Here is a 15,068-nt window from a genome sequence, read left to right on the forward strand (position 1 = left end):
ATGAAACGCACTGCATTAGCTGTTCTGATGTTACCCGCATTCGCGCATGCCGACTGGTCATCGCCGGGATTTGACGCATTCAACGCTGAAGGTACCGGCGTCTTTACCAGCCAGGCAACGCTTGCGAAGGGTACCCGTCCACTGACGTTGAGTCTTGACAACGCGTGCTGGCAGCCGACAAAGGCCATTAAGCTCAACGAGATGCTGTCGCTCAAACCGTGCGAAGGCACGCCACCGCAGTGGCGATTATTCCGTGACGGCGTTTATCAGATGCGTATTGATACGCGCTCTGGAACGCCGACGCTGATGCTGACGGTACAAAGTGCGGCGCCACAGCCTGTCGCAAACGTTACCCGCCAGTGCCCGAAGTGGGACGGCAAACCGCTCACGATCGACGTCGTTAACACGTTCCCGGAAGGCACGGTGGTGCGTGATTTTTACAGCAAACAGACCGCGACCGTTCAAAATGGCAAAGTGACTCTTCAGCCAGCCGCCAACAGCAATGGCCTGCTGCTGCTTGAGCGCGCCGAAACGGACAAACCCGCGCCGTTCAGCTGGCAAAACGCCACCGTCTATTTCGTGCTGACCGATCGCTTCGTGAATGGCGACCCCACCAACGACAACAGCTATGGCCGCCATAAAGATGGTATGCAGGAGATAGGTACTTTCCACGGCGGCGATCTGAAAGGGCTTACCAGCAAACTGGATTACCTTCAGCAACTGGGCGTGAATGCGCTCTGGATAAGCTCCCCGCTGGAGCAGATCCACGGCTGGGTTGGCGGCGGCACCAAAGGGGATTTCCCCCACTACGCGTATCACGGTTATTACACCCAGGACTGGACGAAACTCGACGCCAACATGGGCAACGAAGATGATTTACGCCAGCTTGTCGACGACGCGCACAGGCGCGGTATCCGCGTCCTGTTTGACGTTGTCATGAACCACGCGGGCTATGCGACGCTTGCAGATATGCAGGAATATCAGTTTGGCGCACTCTATTTACAGGGAGATGAGCTGAAAAAAACGCTCGGCGAACGCTGGACTGACTGGAAGCCAGGCGCGGGTCAAAGCTGGCACAGCTTCAACGATTACATCAACTTCAGTGACAAAGCCGCATGGGAAAAATGGTGGGGTAAAAAATGGATCCGTACCGATATCGGTGATTACGACAACCCGGGCTTTGACGACTTGACCATGTCCCTGGCCTTCCTGCCGGATCTGAAAACTGAATCAAAAACCCCGTCAGGTTTGCCGAACTTTTATCAACACAAGCCCGACACCAACGCGAAAGTGATGACGAATTTCACGCCGCGAGATTACCTGACCCACTGGCTTAGCCAGTGGGTACGTGACTACGGCATCGACGGTTTCCGGGTCGATACCGCTAAGCACGTTGAGCCTGAAGCCTGGCAGCAACTGAAAAAACAGGCCAGCCAGGCGCTGGCCGCGTGGAAAGCCGCCAACCCGGACAAAAAACTCGACTATGCGCCGTTCTGGATGACCGGTGAATCCTGGGGCCACGGCGTGATGCAGAGCGATTATTACCGCCACGGCTTCGATGCGATGATCAACTTTGACTATCAGGAGCAGGCGGCGAAAGCAGTGGACTGTCTGGCAGATATGGATTTGACCTGGCAGCAAATGGCAGAAAAGCTGCAAAGTTTTAATGTGCTGAGCTATCTCTCCTCCCACGATACGCGTCTGTTCCGTGAAGGGGGCCAGCGCGCCGCTGAGTTACTGCTGCTGGCGCCGGGAAGCGTGCAGATCTATTACGGCGATGAATCAGAGCGTCCATTTGGCCCGACAGGCTCCGATCCGCTACAGGGAACCCGTTCGGATATGAACTGGCAGGACGTCACAGGTAAACAGGCGTTAACTGTCGCCCACTGGCAGCTTCTGGGGCAGTTCCGCGCCCGTCATCCGGCTGTGGGTGAAGGCAAGCAAACAACGCTGTCAATGAAAGAAGGCTACGGCTTTGTGCGCGAGCACAAGGGCGATAAGGTGATGGTGGTGTGGGCGGGTAATCAGTAGAACAGCCCCCTCACCCTAACCCTCTCCCCAAGGGGCAAGGGGATTGCACGGTGCGGTCTTTCACCCTCGCCCCTTTGGGGAGAGGGCCGGGGTGAGGGGACATTCATCAGAACGATTCACTGCAATAATCCCTCTCCACCATACAAAACAACAAATCCGACCACATCCGCCGATTTGCACCAACACGGTGCTGGCGTTATGGTTACTGCCTTTCATATTAAGCCCGACAGATCACCTGCTATGACGTTTTCACAATTCGGCGACAAATTTACCCGCCATTCAGGCATTACCCGCCTGATGGAGGACCTCAACGACGGGCTGCGCACCCCAGGCGCTATCATGCTTGGCGGCGGAAACCCGGCTCAAATTCCGGAGATGAACACCTACTTCCAGACGCTGCTGGCAGACATGCTGGAAAACGGTAAAGCAACCGATGCGCTATGTAATTACGACGGCCCTCAGGGTAAAACAGAACTACTGACGCTTCTGGCGACAATGCTGCGGGAAGCGCTGGGTTGGGATATCGAACCACAGAACATTGCACTGACAAACGGCAGTCAGAGCGCGTTTTTCTACTTATTCAATCTGTTCGCCGGACGCCGCGCCGACGGCACCACGAAAAAAGTGCTGTTCCCGCTGGCACCGGAGTATATCGGCTATGCCGATGCCGGCCTCGAAGAAGACCTGTTTGTTTCCGCACGTCCGAATATCGAGTTGTTGCCAGAGGGCCAGTTCAAATATCACGTCGATTTTGAACATCTTCATATCGGTGAAGAGACGGGCATGATCTGCGTATCTCGTCCCACCAACCCGACGGGGAACGTGATCACCGACGACGAGCTGATGAAGCTGGATGCGCTGGCGAATCAGCACGGCATCCCGCTGGTGATCGATAACGCCTATGGCGTACCGTTCCCGGGGATCATCTTCAGCGAAGCGCGTCCGCTGTGGAACCCGAACATCATCCTCTGCATGAGCCTCTCCAAGCTGGGCCTGCCGGGCAGCCGCTGCGGCATTATCATTGCTAACGAGAAAATCATCACCGCCATTACCAACATGAACGGCATTATCAGCCTTTCCCCTGGCGGCATCGGCCCGGCGATGATGTGCGAGATGATCAGGCGTAACGACCTGCTGCGCCTGTCAAATGAGGTGATCAAGCCGTTTTACTCTCAGCGCGTTCAGGAAACTATCGCCATCCTTCGCCGCTACTTACCGGAGGAACGCTGCCTGATCCATAAACCGGAAGGGGCAATTTTCCTGTGGCTGTGGTTTAAGGATCTGCCCATTACGACAGAGCTGCTTTATCAGCGTCTGAAAAAGCGTGGCGTGCTGATGGTGCCGGGGGATTACTTCTTCCCGGGACTGGATAAACCGTGGCCGCATACGCACCAGTGCATGCGCATGAACTACGTCCCGGACCCGGAAAAAATCGAAGCGGGTGTGAAAATTCTCGCCGAAGAGATTGAGAACGCCTGGCGCGAGGCCGGTTAATAAAACCTCAGGCCAGATTACGCAGCCGTTCCGCGCGTAGTCTGGCGGGGTCTATGCAGCGCAGCGCGTGGGTGGGACAGGCTTCGACGCAGGCGGGACCGCCCTCGCGATGCATGCACAAATCACATTTCAGCGCCTGAACGCGATCTCCCACAACCCGAACCTGCATTGCCCCGAACGGGCACGCCACCATACAGCTTTTGCAGCCGATACAGCGAGCCTGCTCAACGAGCCAGGCTCCCGCAGCACGGTGAATGGCCCCCGTCGGGCAGACATTCGCGCAGGGCGCATCTTCACACTGGTGGCAGCCCACGGCTGTGGTGAAGGTTCCCCCCTTAACCACGCGGATACGTGACGTAATCGCTTCTGGCGTGGCGCTGCTTTGATGCGACATCATGCACGCCGCCTCACAGGTGCGGCACCCGATACATTTTTCAGGATCCGTCAGAATAAATCGGTTCATCAGTTACGCCTCGCGCACGTTAAACCCCAGTTCTTTCGAGATAGCTTCCGCCGTGTCACGCAGCGGTTTTAACAAGTTTTTCTCGCCCACCTGCTTCATGCGCGACGTCGACAGCGAAATGGAGATGGCATAGGGCACGCGCCCGTGAATATCAAAGACCGGCACGGCGATACATGACACACCCAGCTCGTTCTCTTCTTTATCCATCGCCATACTGTGATCGCGAATTTCCGCCAGCTCATCATACATCGCGCTCAGTTCGGTGATGGTGTTGCGAGTCAAAGGTTGGATCTGTTCCTGGTGGCTTTCCCAGTAGCTCGCCACGTAATCCTGATGACCAAACGCCATATAGATTTTGCCCATCGCAGAACAATAGAGCGGCATATGCTGGCCGATATATGCGCGCGTGCGCAGCATACCGGTTGTCGGCTCAAGCTTATAAATCAGGATCGCGTGATCATCTTCACGGCTGGAGAAGTTGACCGTTTCGCCGGTGGCAATGTTCAGCGCCTCGAGGTGCGGCGCCGCCACGTGAATAATATTGAGCGATGAAAGCGCCTTTTGCCCGACGGCGATAAATTTGGTGGTCAGACGATAGCTCCCTGCCGCCGGCGCCGGCGTCACGTACCCGCACGACTGCAACCCCTGCAATAACCGGTGCACGGTGCTTTTATTCAGCCCCGCCAGTTCTGATAAATGCGCAAGCGGACACCCGTTCGGATAGTTACTGAGGATTTCAATCAGCATCAGGCCGCGAAACAAGCTCTGGCTACCTGCTGGCCTCTCTTTTTCTTGCGTCATTTCGCTCTCTTTTATGCTCATCAAATGGCTCCTGTTTATCGCGCCCTGATGGTAGCGCAAAGTGTGGTTTAGTTCACGATCTCAACAAAAAAAACACAACCATTTGATTTTAATCGATTTTGAAAAGCGTGAATGTCGTTGATCTGACAAAATTTGATCGTTATATTTGAAATCAGATTTCGCATAGTGAAATTTAGCGATAAAAAAGCACTCGCACTTGCCCCTAAAAAAACAGGAGAACAGGGATGAAAGTGACCTTCGAAGAGTTGAAAGCGGCGTTCAATCGGGTTCTGCTCGATCGCGGTGTAAAAGCGGATACCGCAGACGCCTGCGCCGAGATGTTCGCCCGCACCACGGAGTCCGGCGTTTATTCACACGGCGTCAACCGCTTCCCGCGATTTATTCAGCAGCTTGACGCAGGCGACATCATCCCTGACGCCCAGCCGAAACGCGTAACGACATTAGGCGCCATCGAACAGTGGGATGCCCAGCGTTCCATCGGCAACCTGACGGCGAAGAAGATGATGGACCGTGCTACCGAGCTGGCGTCCGATCACGGGATCGGCCTGGTGGCGCTGCGTAACGCTAACCACTGGATGCGCGGCGGCAGCTACGGCTGGCAGGCGGCGGAGAAAGGCTATATCGGCATCTGCTGGACCAACTCTATTGCCGTGATGCCCGCGTGGGGATCAAAAGAATGCTGCATCGGCACAAACCCGCTGATCGTCGCTATCCCGTCGAATCCAATCACCATGGTCGATATGTCGATGTCGATGTTCTCCTACGGCATGCTGGAGGTGAATCGCCTGGCCGGACGCGAATTACCGGTCGACGGCGGCTTTGACGATGAAGGCAATCTGACCAGAGAGCCGGGCGTGATTGAGAAAAACCGTCGCATTCTGCCCATGGGCTACTGGAAAGGTTCCGGCTTGTCGATTGTGCTCGACATGATCGCCACCCTGCTCTCTGACGGCGCGTCCGTCGCGGAAGTGACCCAGGACAACAGCGATGAATACGGCGTATCGCAGATCTTTATCGCCATCGAAGTGGATCGCCTGATCGACGGTCCAACCCGCGATGCCAAACTACAGCGCATCATGGACTTCATCACCACCGCAGAACGCGCTGATGAAAATGTCGCCGTCCGTCTGCCAGGCCATGAGTTCACACGCCTGCTGGAGGAGAATCGCCGCCACGGCATCACGGTTGACGACAGCGTGTGGGCGAAAATCCAGTCTCTGTAAGGAGTGGGTCATGATATTCGGACATATTACACAGCCAAATCCATGTCGCCTGCCGCTGGCGATTGAAAAGGCGCTTAATTTTCTGCGTACCACGGATTTCACCACCCTGGCGCCGGGCGTGATCGAAATTGAAGGCCGCAACATTTTTGCCCAGGTTCTCGACCTCACCACAAAGGAACAGCACGAGAACCGCCCTGAAGTCCATCGCCGCTATCTGGATATCCAGTTTTTGGCCTGGGGCGAAGAAAAAATCGGTATTGCTATTGATACCGGAAATAACAAAATCAGCGAATCATTGCTGGAGCAACGGGATATTATTTTTTATCACGACAGCGAACACGAGTCGCTTATCGAAATGATACCTGGCAGTTACGCCATATTTTTCCCGCAGGATGTTCACCGTCCTGCCTGTATTAAAAACAAGGGATCCGCAATTCGTAAAATTGTGGTGAAAGTGGCCATCAGCGAATTAGATTAATTTTCTGATAAATACAGGAATGCGAAATGACCAACACCGGTTTTATTATTGGTGCGTACCCCTGCGCACCCTCGTTTCACCAGAAAGGGGAGCAGGAAGAACACGCCTTCTGGCGGGAACTTTCCGACACGCCAAATATTCGCGGGCTGGAACAACCTTGCCTTGAAAATCTCCATCCGTTTGGTGATGAATGGCTGTTTCGTCATACGCCGGGCAACTGGCAGATCGTTGTTACAGCCGTTATGGAAACCATGCGCCGCCGCGGCAGTAACGGCGCGTTTGGCCTGGCGTCCGCGGACGAAGAACAACGTAAAGCGTGCATTGAATATTACCGCCATCTGCATCAAAAGATTGATGCCGTTAACACCCGCTTTCCCGGGAAAGTGGTCGCTCTGGAAATGCAGGCCGCACCACAGGCGGGTAATGATTCTGTCGAGCAAGCGACAGAAGCATTCTCCCGCTCGGTAAGGGAAATCGCGAGCTGGGACTGGGGCTGCGATCTGGTGCTGGAACACTGTGATGCGATGAATAGCCCGGCGCCGCGTAAAGGGTTCTTGCCCTTAGAGCAGGTGCTGGAGGTAGTGAGAGAGACCGATATCAGCGTCTGTATCAACTGGGCACGTTCGGCCATCGAAGGTCGCAACACCGCCCTTCCGCTGGAACATGTTCAGGCGGCACTCGCTGCCGGGAAACTGGGGGCGCTGATGTTTTCGGGCACGACCCCTCGCGGTGAGTACGGAGAATGGCAGGATCTGCACGCGCCGTTTTCTTCGTTCTGCGCCGACAGTCTCATGTCCACTGAACATGTAAAAACGCTGTTTACTGCGGCGAGCGCCGCAACATTGAAATTCTCCGGTATTAAATTACTGGAAATAAATGCTAATGCTGACGTCAGCCATCGCATCGCTATTTTGCGCGACGGCATTAGCGCTATGAATAAAGCATCACAATAAAAATAAAGAATACATTTTCCGGTTACCTTCACTGAGATATTAACTATGAATATTTCTTCTAATGCTCTACACGCGGACATTCCGCGCCAGCGCTGGCTAAGGATCATTCCCCCTATTCTTATCGCCTGCATTATTTCCTATATGGACCGCGTAAATATAGCTTTTGCGATGCCCGGCGGTATGGACGAAGAGCTGGGCATTTCCGCCACGATGGCGGGCCTGGCGGGGGGGATCTTTTTTATTGGCTATTTGTTCCTGCAAGTTCCCGGCGGCAAAATTGCCGTGCACGGCAGCGGTAAGAAGTTTATCGGCTGGTCGCTGGTTGCCTGGGCGGTGATCTCGGTTCTGACCGGGCTTGTAACCAACCAGTATCAGCTGCTGGTGCTGCGCTTCTTACTCGGCGTGGCGGAAGGCGGGATGCTGCCCGTTGTGCTCACGATGATCAGTAACTGGTTCCCGGATGCCGAGCGCGGCCGCGCCAACGCGATTGTGATCATGTTCGTGCCCATCGCCGGGATCATCACCGCCCCACTATCGGGCTGGATTATCACCGCTCTCGACTGGCGCTGGCTGTTCATTATTGAAGGTCTGATGTCCGTTGTTGTGCTGGTGCTGTGGGCGTTCACCGTCTACGACCGGCCGCAGGAAGCGCGCTGGATCTCTGAGGCCGAGAAAAACTACCTGGTACAAACACTGGCGGCAGAGCAGCAGGCCATTGCGGGTAAAGAGGTGAAAAACGCCTCGCTCAGCGCAGTGCTGTCTGACAAAACTATGTGGCAGCTGATCGCCCTCAACTTCTTCTACCAGACCGGCATTTACGGTTACACCCTCTGGCTGCCCACCATTCTGAAAGAACTGACGCACACCAGCATCGGCCAGGTGGGAATGCTCGCCATTCTGCCTTACATCGGCGCCATTGCCGGCATGTTCCTGTTCTCTACGCTCTCTGACCGCACCGGCAAGCGCAAGCTGTTTGTTTCCCTGCCATTGATTGGCTTTGCGCTCTGCATGTTCCTCTCCGTGGCGCTGAAAGAGCACACCTGGCTGGCCTATGCCGCGCTGGTGGGCTGTGGCTTCTTCCTGCAATCCGCAGCGGGCGTGTTCTGGACCATCCCGGCGCGTCTGTTCAGCGCTGAGATGGCGGGTGGCGCACGCGGCGTGATTAATGCCCTGGGCAACCTCGGCGGGTTCTGCGGTCCTTATGCGGTAGGCGTACTGATCACCCTGTACAGCAAAGACGCAGGCGTTTACTGCCTGGCGGTTTCGCTGGCGCTGGCATCGCTGCTGGCCCTGATGTTACCGGCGAAATGCGATGCCGGAGCAGAGCCCAACCCCACGGTGAACTCGCATAAGCGTGCGGCCTGAGGCCCTCACCTGATTCACTAAACCAAACCGTAGGCCGGGTAAGCGAAGCGCCGCCCGGCAATTAAGCGAGAAGAAGATGAGTGAAAAAGAGCCCTTCTGGCTGGGTATCGATTGTGGCGGTACTTATCTGAAAGCCGGTTTATACAACAGCCAGGGCAAAGAAGTCTGTATTGAACGCCGCTCAGTGGCCACGCTCAGCCCACGCGCTGGCTACGCCGAGCGGGATATGCACCAGCTCTGGCAGCACTGCCACAAAACCGTCGCCCTGCTGCTTAAAAATTCAGGCGCTGACGGCGGTCAGATTAAAGGCGTTGGCATTTCAGCCCAGGGCAAGGGGCTATTTTTGCTCGATAAACAGGATCGCCCCCTGGGTAACGCCATACTCTCCTCCGATCGCCGTGCGCTGGAGATCGTGCAACGCTGGCAGCAGGACGGTATACCCGAAAAGCTCTATCCGCATACTCGCCAGACGCTGTGGACGGGGCATCCGGCCTCACTCCTGCGCTGGGTTAAAGAGAACGAGCCGCAGCGGTATCAGCAAATCGGCAGCGTGATGATGGCGCACGATTACCTGCGCTGGTGTCTGACCGGAGTCAAAGGCTGCGAAGAGAGCAACATCTCGGAATCCAATCTCTACAACATGAATACCGGGCAGTACGATCCGCAGCTCACGCGCTGGCTCGGCATCAGCGACATTGACGGTGCCCTGCCGCCTATTATCGGTTCAGCAGAAATTTGCGGGGAAATCACCGCTCAGGCAGCCGCACTGACCGGTCTCACGGCGGGTACTCCCGTCGTTGGTGGACTGTTTGATGTGGTTTCCACCGCGATCTGCGCCGGGCTGCATGACGAAAATACGCTGAATGCCGTAATGGGGACCTGGGCCGTGACCAGTGGGATTGCCCACGGCATCCGCGACAACGAGCCGTTCCCCTACGTCTATGGCCGCTATGTCCATCCGCAGCAGTTCATCGTTCACGAAGCCAGCCCCACCTCGTCCGGCAACCTGGAATGGCTGACGGCCCAATGGGGCGAAATGTCATTCGATGAGATTAACCACGCCGTGGCCAGCCTGCCAAAAGCTGAAAGCGATGTGTTCTTCCTGCCTTTCATCTACGGCAGCAACGCCGGACTGGAGATGACCAGCGGCTTCTATGGTTTGCAGGCGCTGCATACCCGCGCGCACCTTCTCCAGGCGGTTTATGAAGGGGTGGTATTCAGCCACATGACCCACCTCAACCGTATGCTCGAACGCTTTCCCCACGTGCAGACCCTGCGCGTGACGGGCGGCCCCACCCATTCGGACGTGTGGATGCAGATGCTCGCGGACGTCAGCGGCCTGGCGATTGAACTCCCGCAGGTGGAAGAGACCGGCTGTTCCGGTGCGGCGCTGGCCGCGCTCGTCGGTACAGGTCTCTATCCCGATTTTTACGCCGCTCAGCGCGCCCTCAGGCATGACATCCGGATGATTGAACCTGACATGCGTGCCCATGCCGCCTACCAGCGCAAATATCACCGTTACCAGCTACTGATTTCAGCATTACAGGGCTATCACGCCCGTGTTAAGGAGTACGACCTATGAGCCGACCATTATTGCAGCTGGCGCTCGACCACACCTCACTTCAGGCCGCGCAGCGGGATGTCGCGACGCTTTCCGATCACGTCGACATCGTCGAAGCCGGCACCATCCTGTGTCTGACCGAAGGGCTAAACGCCGTTCGCGCCCTGCGCGCGCAGTGTCCGGATAAAATTATCGTGGCGGACTGGAAAGTCGCCGATGCCGGAGAAACGCTGGCTGAGCAGGCGTTTGGCGCAGGCGCAAACTGGATGACCATCATCTGTGCCGCCCCGCTGGCCACCGTTGAACGTGGCCACGAGGTCGCACTGCGCGGCGGCGGCGAGATCCAGATGGAGCTGTTTGGCAACTGGACGCTGGACGACGCGCGCGCGTGGCACCGCATCGGGGTGAAGCAGGCGATATACCACCGCGGGCGCGACGCACAGGCCAGCGGCCAGCAGTGGGGCGAGGCGGATCTCAGCAAAATGAAGGCGTTGTCCGATATCGGGCTACAGCTTTCCATCACTGGCGGTATCACCCCCGCTGACCTGCCGCTGTTTAAGCAGATCAACGTCAAAGCCTTCATTGCCGGGCGCGCGCTGGCAGGCGCCGCCAATCCGCCGCAGGTGGCACAAGCATTCCATTCGCAAATTCGCGACATCTGGGGAGAGTAACCATGCGTCAGCATCCGTTAGGCATTTACGAAAAAGCGCTGCCAAAAGATCTCTCCTGGCCGGAGCGCCTGGTTCTGGCAAAAAGCTGCGGCTTCGATTTTGTGGAGATGTCGGTGGATGAGACCGACGAGCGTTTATCGCGCCTTGAATGGAGTACCACGCAGCGCGCCTCTCTGGTGGAAGCGATGCTGGAGACCGGCGTGGCCATCCCGTCGATGTGCTTGTCTGCCCATCGTCGCTTCCCGTTTGGCAGCCGCGATGACACCGTGCGCGAACGCGCCCGCGAGATCATGACCAAAGCCATCCGGCTGGCCCGTGATTTGGGTATTCGCACCATCCAGCTTGCGGGTTATGACGTGTACTACGAGGAGCATGACGAGGGCACGCAACAGCGCTTTGCCGAAGGGCTGGCGTGGGCCGTAGAGCAGGCCGCTTCCGCGCAGGTAATGCTGGCGGTAGAGATCATGGACACCGCGTTTATGAACTCCATCAGCAAGTGGAAAAAGTGGGACGACATGCTCGCCTCGCCGTGGTTCAGCGTTTACCCGGACGTCGGCAACCTGAGCGCGTGGGGCAACGACGTCACCGCCGAGCTGACGTTGGGCATTGACCGCATCGCCGCTATCCATCTGAAAGACACCCGGCCCGTAACCGAAAAAAGCCCCGGCCAGTTCCGTGATGTGCCGTTTGGCGAGGGCTGCGTCGATTTCGTTGGCGTGTTTAACACGCTAAATCAACTTAACTATCGCGGCGCATTTCTGATTGAAATGTGGACCGAAAAAGCCAAAGAGCCGGTACTGGAGATCATCCAGGCGCGCCGCTGGATTGAAGCACGAATGCAGGAAGGAGGCATGACATGTTAGAACAACTCAAAGCCGAGGTGCTGGCGGCAAATCTCGCCCTGCCCGCCCACCAGCTGGTGACGTTCACCTGGGGCAACGTCAGCGCGGTTGACCGTGACAGCGGCATGATGGTGATCAAACCATCCGGCGTGGAGTACGACGTGATGACCGCAGAAGATATGGTGGTGGTAAATATCGCCACGGGTAAAGTGGTCGAGGGGAGTAAAAAACCCTCCTCCGACACCCCGACCCATCTCGCGCTGTATCGTCGTTACCCGGAAATTGGTGGCATCGTGCATACCCATTCCCGCCACGCCACCATCTGGTCGCAGGCGGGGCAGGATTTACCCGCATGGGGCACGACGCACGCGGACTATTTCTACGGTGCGATCCCCTGCACGCGGCTGATGACCACGGCTGAAATCGCGGGTGAATATGAATACCAGACGGGGGAAGTCATTATCAAAACCTTCGAGGAGCGCGACATAAGCCCGATGCAGGTCCCGGCGGTGCTGGTACACTCTCACGGCCCGTTTGCCTGGGGCAAAGACGCTGCCGATGCGGTACACAATGCCGTGGTGCTGGAAGAGTGCGCCTATATGGGGCTTTTCTCGCGCCAGCTTGCACCACAGCTTCCGGTTATGCAGCAGGAATTGCTGGATAAGCATTACCTGCGCAAGCATGGCGCAAATGCCTATTACGGCCAGTAATCATCCGGAATTAATATGCTCTTTACAGTACCGCCGTTTCCAGACGGCGGGCGTTAACCCGGTATGTTTCGAGAATATCTGCCGGAAATAACCCACGTCATTAAAACCGCACCGGGTGGCCACTTCAGTTAATGAGGCCGCATCGTTCAGCAACAATTTTTCAGCGGCCCTGACGCGCTGGCGGTGTATTGCCTCCGTCAGGGTTAAATGAAACGTCCGGCGAAATACTCGCCCCAGGTAATCTGCGTTGCAGTGCAGCTCTTTCGCCAGCTGTGAAGTGGATATGGGCAAATGAAAGTGAGTGCGGATAAGCTGTTTGGCCTTCCACGCCATTGCTGCGCCCGCATCATCCGCTTTATCTTCATATCCCGGCGAGAGCGATATCTGCTGCAAAATTAACAGCAAAATTATCTCCAGCGCCTGGCTACGCTGTAATTTTTCCTGCTCGCTTAAAAACTGACGGAATAACGCAATAACATATTGCGGATCCCGCACGCTACAGTGTTGCTCAATCGACAGTGGCGTCGCACCTGGCAACACAGGCAAGCCTTCATCCACCTCAAAATGCAGCCAGTAAAATTTGAGATCGCCCGGAAAATCTTCCACGCCGACATGCCGCCGCTTCGGCCAAAGTAATAAACTCTCGCCGGCGTTTACCTCAAACAGCGTATTTTCCTCCTGGATCGTTAATGTCCCTTTTTCGACAAAGATTATCTCCCACGAAGATAATTTTCGTGCGGGATGACGACCCACGCCCCGGGAGATAAATAACCCGCCATTTTGAACCTTAATCGGAAGTGCTATGGATAATTCAAGCATGGATATTCAATTTCCCGCTTTTATGGTGGCTAATATTGCGTTTATTGTTTGATTATTAATAAATATCAGCAGAACAGCTCGATCAAACTCACAGTTTTACCATCAGGTCGGAATCGTCACCTTTTTATACTTTTCCCTTCCCTTGTTGGTCTGCCCGTTGAATGCAGAATAAATGGGGTACCTTGCACAAATACGATAAAAAATCGTTTATCGAGGAGTTACCCCATGACTTCCACACCGATTACAGACGCAGAAGTTGCAAAACAGGCAGCCGATGACCGACTGTCAGTCCGCGAGAAAATTGGCTACGGCCTGGGCGACGCGGGCGGCACGGTAATTACCTGCCTGATCATGAACTTCCTGACCTTTTTCTATACCGATGTATTTGGCCTGACGCCCGCGCTGGTGGGCACGCTGTTTATTGCCCTTCGGGTATTTGACGCGATTTCCGATCCAGTGATGGGCGTGATTGCCGACCGCACGCAGAGCCGCTGGGGGCGTTTTCGTCCGTGGCAGCTGTGGGTCGCGCTTCCCATCGGGATCGTCGGCGTGCTGACCTTCACCGTCCCGGACGCCAGCATGGGCGTGAAAATCGCCTGGGCGTTCGGCACCTATTTGCTGTTGTCCGTAGGCTATACCGCCATCAACGTGCCGTATTGCGCGCTGATCAACACCATGACCACCCGCCACAACGAGGTAATATCCTGCCAGTCCTGGCGCTTCGTACTGTGCGGCGTGGCGGGCTTTCTGGTCTCCGTTGGCCTGCCGTGGCTGGTGTCAGAGCTGGGACAGGGCAATACCGCCCGGGGTTATCAGCTGGGCGTCGGCGTACTGTGCGCCATCGCTGTGGTGATGTTCTTGTGCTGCTTCTTCTGGGTGCGCGAGCGCGTCCCGCTTGCGCTGATGGGGAAATTTACCCTGCGCGAGCACCTGGCGGGCCTGCGTAAAAACGATCAGCTGCTGCTGATGCTGGTGATGTCGTTTCTGCTGATCAACGTCTTCAACATTCGCGGCGGCGGGTACATGTACTTCATCACCTACGTGCTTCAGGGCAGCACGGCGTACACCTCGCTGTTTTTCACCATGGTGACCTTTGCCGCCATTCTGGGCGCGGTGATCGTCAACCCGCTGTCGCGGCGGATTGATACCGTCAAACTCTACTACTACACCAACCTGGTACTCGCTGCGCTTGCTATGGGAATGTGGTTCCTGCCAGGTGGCCCGGCGCACCAGACGCTCTGGCTTATCGTGATTTTAAGTAACGGCGTGATCCTGGGCTTCACCCTGCCGCTTCACTTCTCGCTAATGGCCTTTGCCGATGACTACGGCGAATGGAAAACCGGCGTGCGCTCCTCGGGGATGAATTTCGCCTTCAATCTATTTTTCATCAAGCTCGCGTGGGCATCCAGCGCCGGGATCATCAGCCTGGTGTTTATTGCCGTGGCCTATCAGCCAGGCGCGGGCAACCAGACACCCGCCTCATTGCAGGGCATCACCGCCATGGAGACGCTACTCCCTGCCCTTTTCCACCTGCTGCTGGCGGTCGCTATCCGCTGGTGCAGGCTTAACAATCCCGTGATGTCGCGCATTGCCACCGATTTGCGCCAGCGTCATGTACAGTCCTGAGGAGAACGAT

The 15,068-nt window shown here is 56.3% G+C and carries 14 protein-coding genes; 11 read left to right on the plus strand and 3 right to left on the minus strand.

Annotated features, from left to right (window positions below; all coding sequences use genetic code 11):
* Both HWQ15_RS07185 and avtA read left to right on the plus strand, forming a co-directional pair.
* A complete protein-coding gene (locus tag HWQ15_RS07185) occupies positions 1 to 2,031 on the plus strand; it encodes an alpha-amylase (protein WP_058677325.1) in 2,031 nt (676 codons plus the stop codon).
* A gap of 240 nt (positions 2,032 to 2,271) precedes the next feature.
* On the plus strand, positions 2,272 to 3,525 hold the full coding sequence (avtA, locus tag HWQ15_RS07190) for a valine--pyruvate transaminase (protein ID WP_022649751.1): 1,254 nt from the start codon (positions 2,272 to 2,274) through the stop codon (positions 3,523 to 3,525).
* A 7-nt stretch (positions 3,526 to 3,532) separates the two neighbouring features.
* Here the strand turns inward: avtA and HWQ15_RS07195 are convergent, their stop codons facing one another.
* Positions 3,533 to 3,988, minus strand: coding sequence for a 4Fe-4S dicluster domain-containing protein (locus HWQ15_RS07195; RefSeq protein WP_038416902.1), 456 nt, complete (start codon positions 3,986 to 3,988; stop codon positions 3,533 to 3,535).
* A gap of 3 nt (positions 3,989 to 3,991) precedes the next feature.
* Positions 3,992 to 4,810, minus strand: coding sequence for an IclR family transcriptional regulator YiaJ (gene yiaJ / locus HWQ15_RS07200; RefSeq protein WP_015572751.1), 819 nt, complete (start codon positions 4,808 to 4,810; stop codon positions 3,992 to 3,994).
* A 224-nt stretch (positions 4,811 to 5,034) separates the two neighbouring features.
* Here yiaJ and yiaK point away from each other — a divergent pair, with 224 nt between their 5' ends.
* The 8 genes from yiaK (at position 5,035) to araD (ending at position 12,613) form a co-directional block, all read left to right on the plus strand.
* A complete protein-coding gene (yiaK, locus tag HWQ15_RS07205; protein WP_038416903.1) occupies positions 5,035 to 6,033 on the plus strand; it encodes a 3-dehydro-L-gulonate 2-dehydrogenase in 999 nt (332 codons plus the stop codon).
* 10 nt (positions 6,034 to 6,043) lie between these two features.
* Positions 6,044 to 6,511, plus strand: a complete 468-nt coding sequence (locus tag HWQ15_RS07210; RefSeq protein WP_038416904.1) for a YhcH/YjgK/YiaL family protein — start codon at positions 6,044 to 6,046, stop codon at positions 6,509 to 6,511.
* A gap of 26 nt (positions 6,512 to 6,537) precedes the next feature.
* The gene (locus tag HWQ15_RS07215) at positions 6,538 to 7,464 is read left to right on the plus strand and encodes a DUF4862 family protein (RefSeq protein WP_023298859.1); all 927 of its coding nucleotides are present in this window, start codon (positions 6,538 to 6,540) and stop codon (positions 7,462 to 7,464) included.
* 45 nt (positions 7,465 to 7,509) lie between these two features.
* A complete protein-coding gene (locus HWQ15_RS07220) occupies positions 7,510 to 8,829 on the plus strand; it encodes an MFS transporter (protein WP_038416906.1) in 1,320 nt (439 codons plus the stop codon).
* Between the two features lie 76 nt (positions 8,830 to 8,905).
* Positions 8,906 to 10,411, plus strand: a complete 1,506-nt coding sequence (locus HWQ15_RS07225; protein WP_038416907.1) for an FGGY-family carbohydrate kinase — start codon at positions 8,906 to 8,908, stop codon at positions 10,409 to 10,411.
* Positions 10,408 to 11,061, plus strand: coding sequence for a 3-keto-L-gulonate-6-phosphate decarboxylase UlaD (gene ulaD, locus HWQ15_RS07230; protein ID WP_023298862.1), 654 nt, complete (start codon positions 10,408 to 10,410; stop codon positions 11,059 to 11,061). Before HWQ15_RS07225 ends, ulaD begins: the two co-directional genes overlap by 4 nt.
* Before the next feature lie 2 nt (positions 11,062 to 11,063).
* Positions 11,064 to 11,924, plus strand: a complete 861-nt coding sequence (locus tag HWQ15_RS07235) for an L-ribulose-5-phosphate 3-epimerase (protein ID WP_038416908.1) — start codon at positions 11,064 to 11,066, stop codon at positions 11,922 to 11,924.
* The gene (gene araD / locus HWQ15_RS07240; protein WP_038416909.1) at positions 11,918 to 12,613 is read left to right on the plus strand and encodes an L-ribulose-5-phosphate 4-epimerase; all 696 of its coding nucleotides are present in this window, start codon (positions 11,918 to 11,920) and stop codon (positions 12,611 to 12,613) included. The genes HWQ15_RS07235 and araD overlap by 7 nt, the downstream gene beginning before the upstream one ends.
* Here the strand turns inward: araD and HWQ15_RS07245 are convergent, their stop codons facing one another.
* Positions 12,614 to 13,432: a helix-turn-helix domain-containing protein gene (locus HWQ15_RS07245; protein WP_038416910.1), complete on the minus strand. Its 819-nt coding sequence runs from the start codon at positions 13,430 to 13,432 to the stop codon at positions 12,614 to 12,616.
* A gap of 225 nt (positions 13,433 to 13,657) precedes the next feature.
* On the opposite strand from HWQ15_RS07245, the gene HWQ15_RS07250 reads away from it, so the two are divergent.
* Positions 13,658 to 15,058: an MFS transporter gene (locus HWQ15_RS07250; RefSeq protein WP_022649754.1), complete on the plus strand. Its 1,401-nt coding sequence runs from the start codon at positions 13,658 to 13,660 to the stop codon at positions 15,056 to 15,058.
* Positions 15,059 to 15,068 lie beyond the last annotated feature (10 nt).

This window comes from Enterobacter sp. DSM 30060, from assembly GCF_013375955.1.
Lineage (GTDB): Bacteria > Pseudomonadota > Gammaproteobacteria > Enterobacterales > Enterobacteriaceae > Enterobacter > Enterobacter intestinihominis.

Coding starts and splice junctions, on each gene's coding strand:
- HWQ15_RS07250 (WP_022649754.1), top strand. CDS start 13,658: ATGACTTCCACACCGATTACAGACGCAGAAGTTGCAAAACAGGCAGCC.
- HWQ15_RS07225 (WP_038416907.1), top strand. CDS start 8,906: ATGAGTGAAAAAGAGCCCTTCTGGCTGGGTATCGATTGTGGCGGTACT.
- avtA (WP_022649751.1), top strand. CDS start 2,272: ATGACGTTTTCACAATTCGGCGACAAATTTACCCGCCATTCAGGCATT.
- yiaK (WP_038416903.1), top strand. CDS start 5,035: ATGAAAGTGACCTTCGAAGAGTTGAAAGCGGCGTTCAATCGGGTTCTG.
- ulaD (WP_023298862.1), top strand. CDS start 10,408: ATGAGCCGACCATTATTGCAGCTGGCGCTCGACCACACCTCACTTCAG.
- HWQ15_RS07215 (WP_023298859.1), top strand. CDS start 6,538: ATGACCAACACCGGTTTTATTATTGGTGCGTACCCCTGCGCACCCTCG.
- yiaJ (WP_015572751.1), bottom strand. CDS start 4,810: ATGAGCATAAAAGAGAGCGAAATGACGCAAGAAAAAGAGAGGCCAGCA.
- HWQ15_RS07195 (WP_038416902.1), bottom strand. CDS start 3,988: ATGAACCGATTTATTCTGACGGATCCTGAAAAATGTATCGGGTGCCGC.
- HWQ15_RS07185 (WP_058677325.1), top strand. CDS start 1: ATGAAACGCACTGCATTAGCTGTTCTGATGTTACCCGCATTCGCGCAT.
- HWQ15_RS07235 (WP_038416908.1), top strand. CDS start 11,064: ATGCGTCAGCATCCGTTAGGCATTTACGAAAAAGCGCTGCCAAAAGAT.
- HWQ15_RS07220 (WP_038416906.1), top strand. CDS start 7,510: ATGAATATTTCTTCTAATGCTCTACACGCGGACATTCCGCGCCAGCGC.
- araD (WP_038416909.1), top strand. CDS start 11,918: ATGTTAGAACAACTCAAAGCCGAGGTGCTGGCGGCAAATCTCGCCCTG.
- HWQ15_RS07245 (WP_038416910.1), bottom strand. CDS start 13,432: ATGCTTGAATTATCCATAGCACTTCCGATTAAGGTTCAAAATGGCGGG.
- HWQ15_RS07210 (WP_038416904.1), top strand. CDS start 6,044: ATGATATTCGGACATATTACACAGCCAAATCCATGTCGCCTGCCGCTG.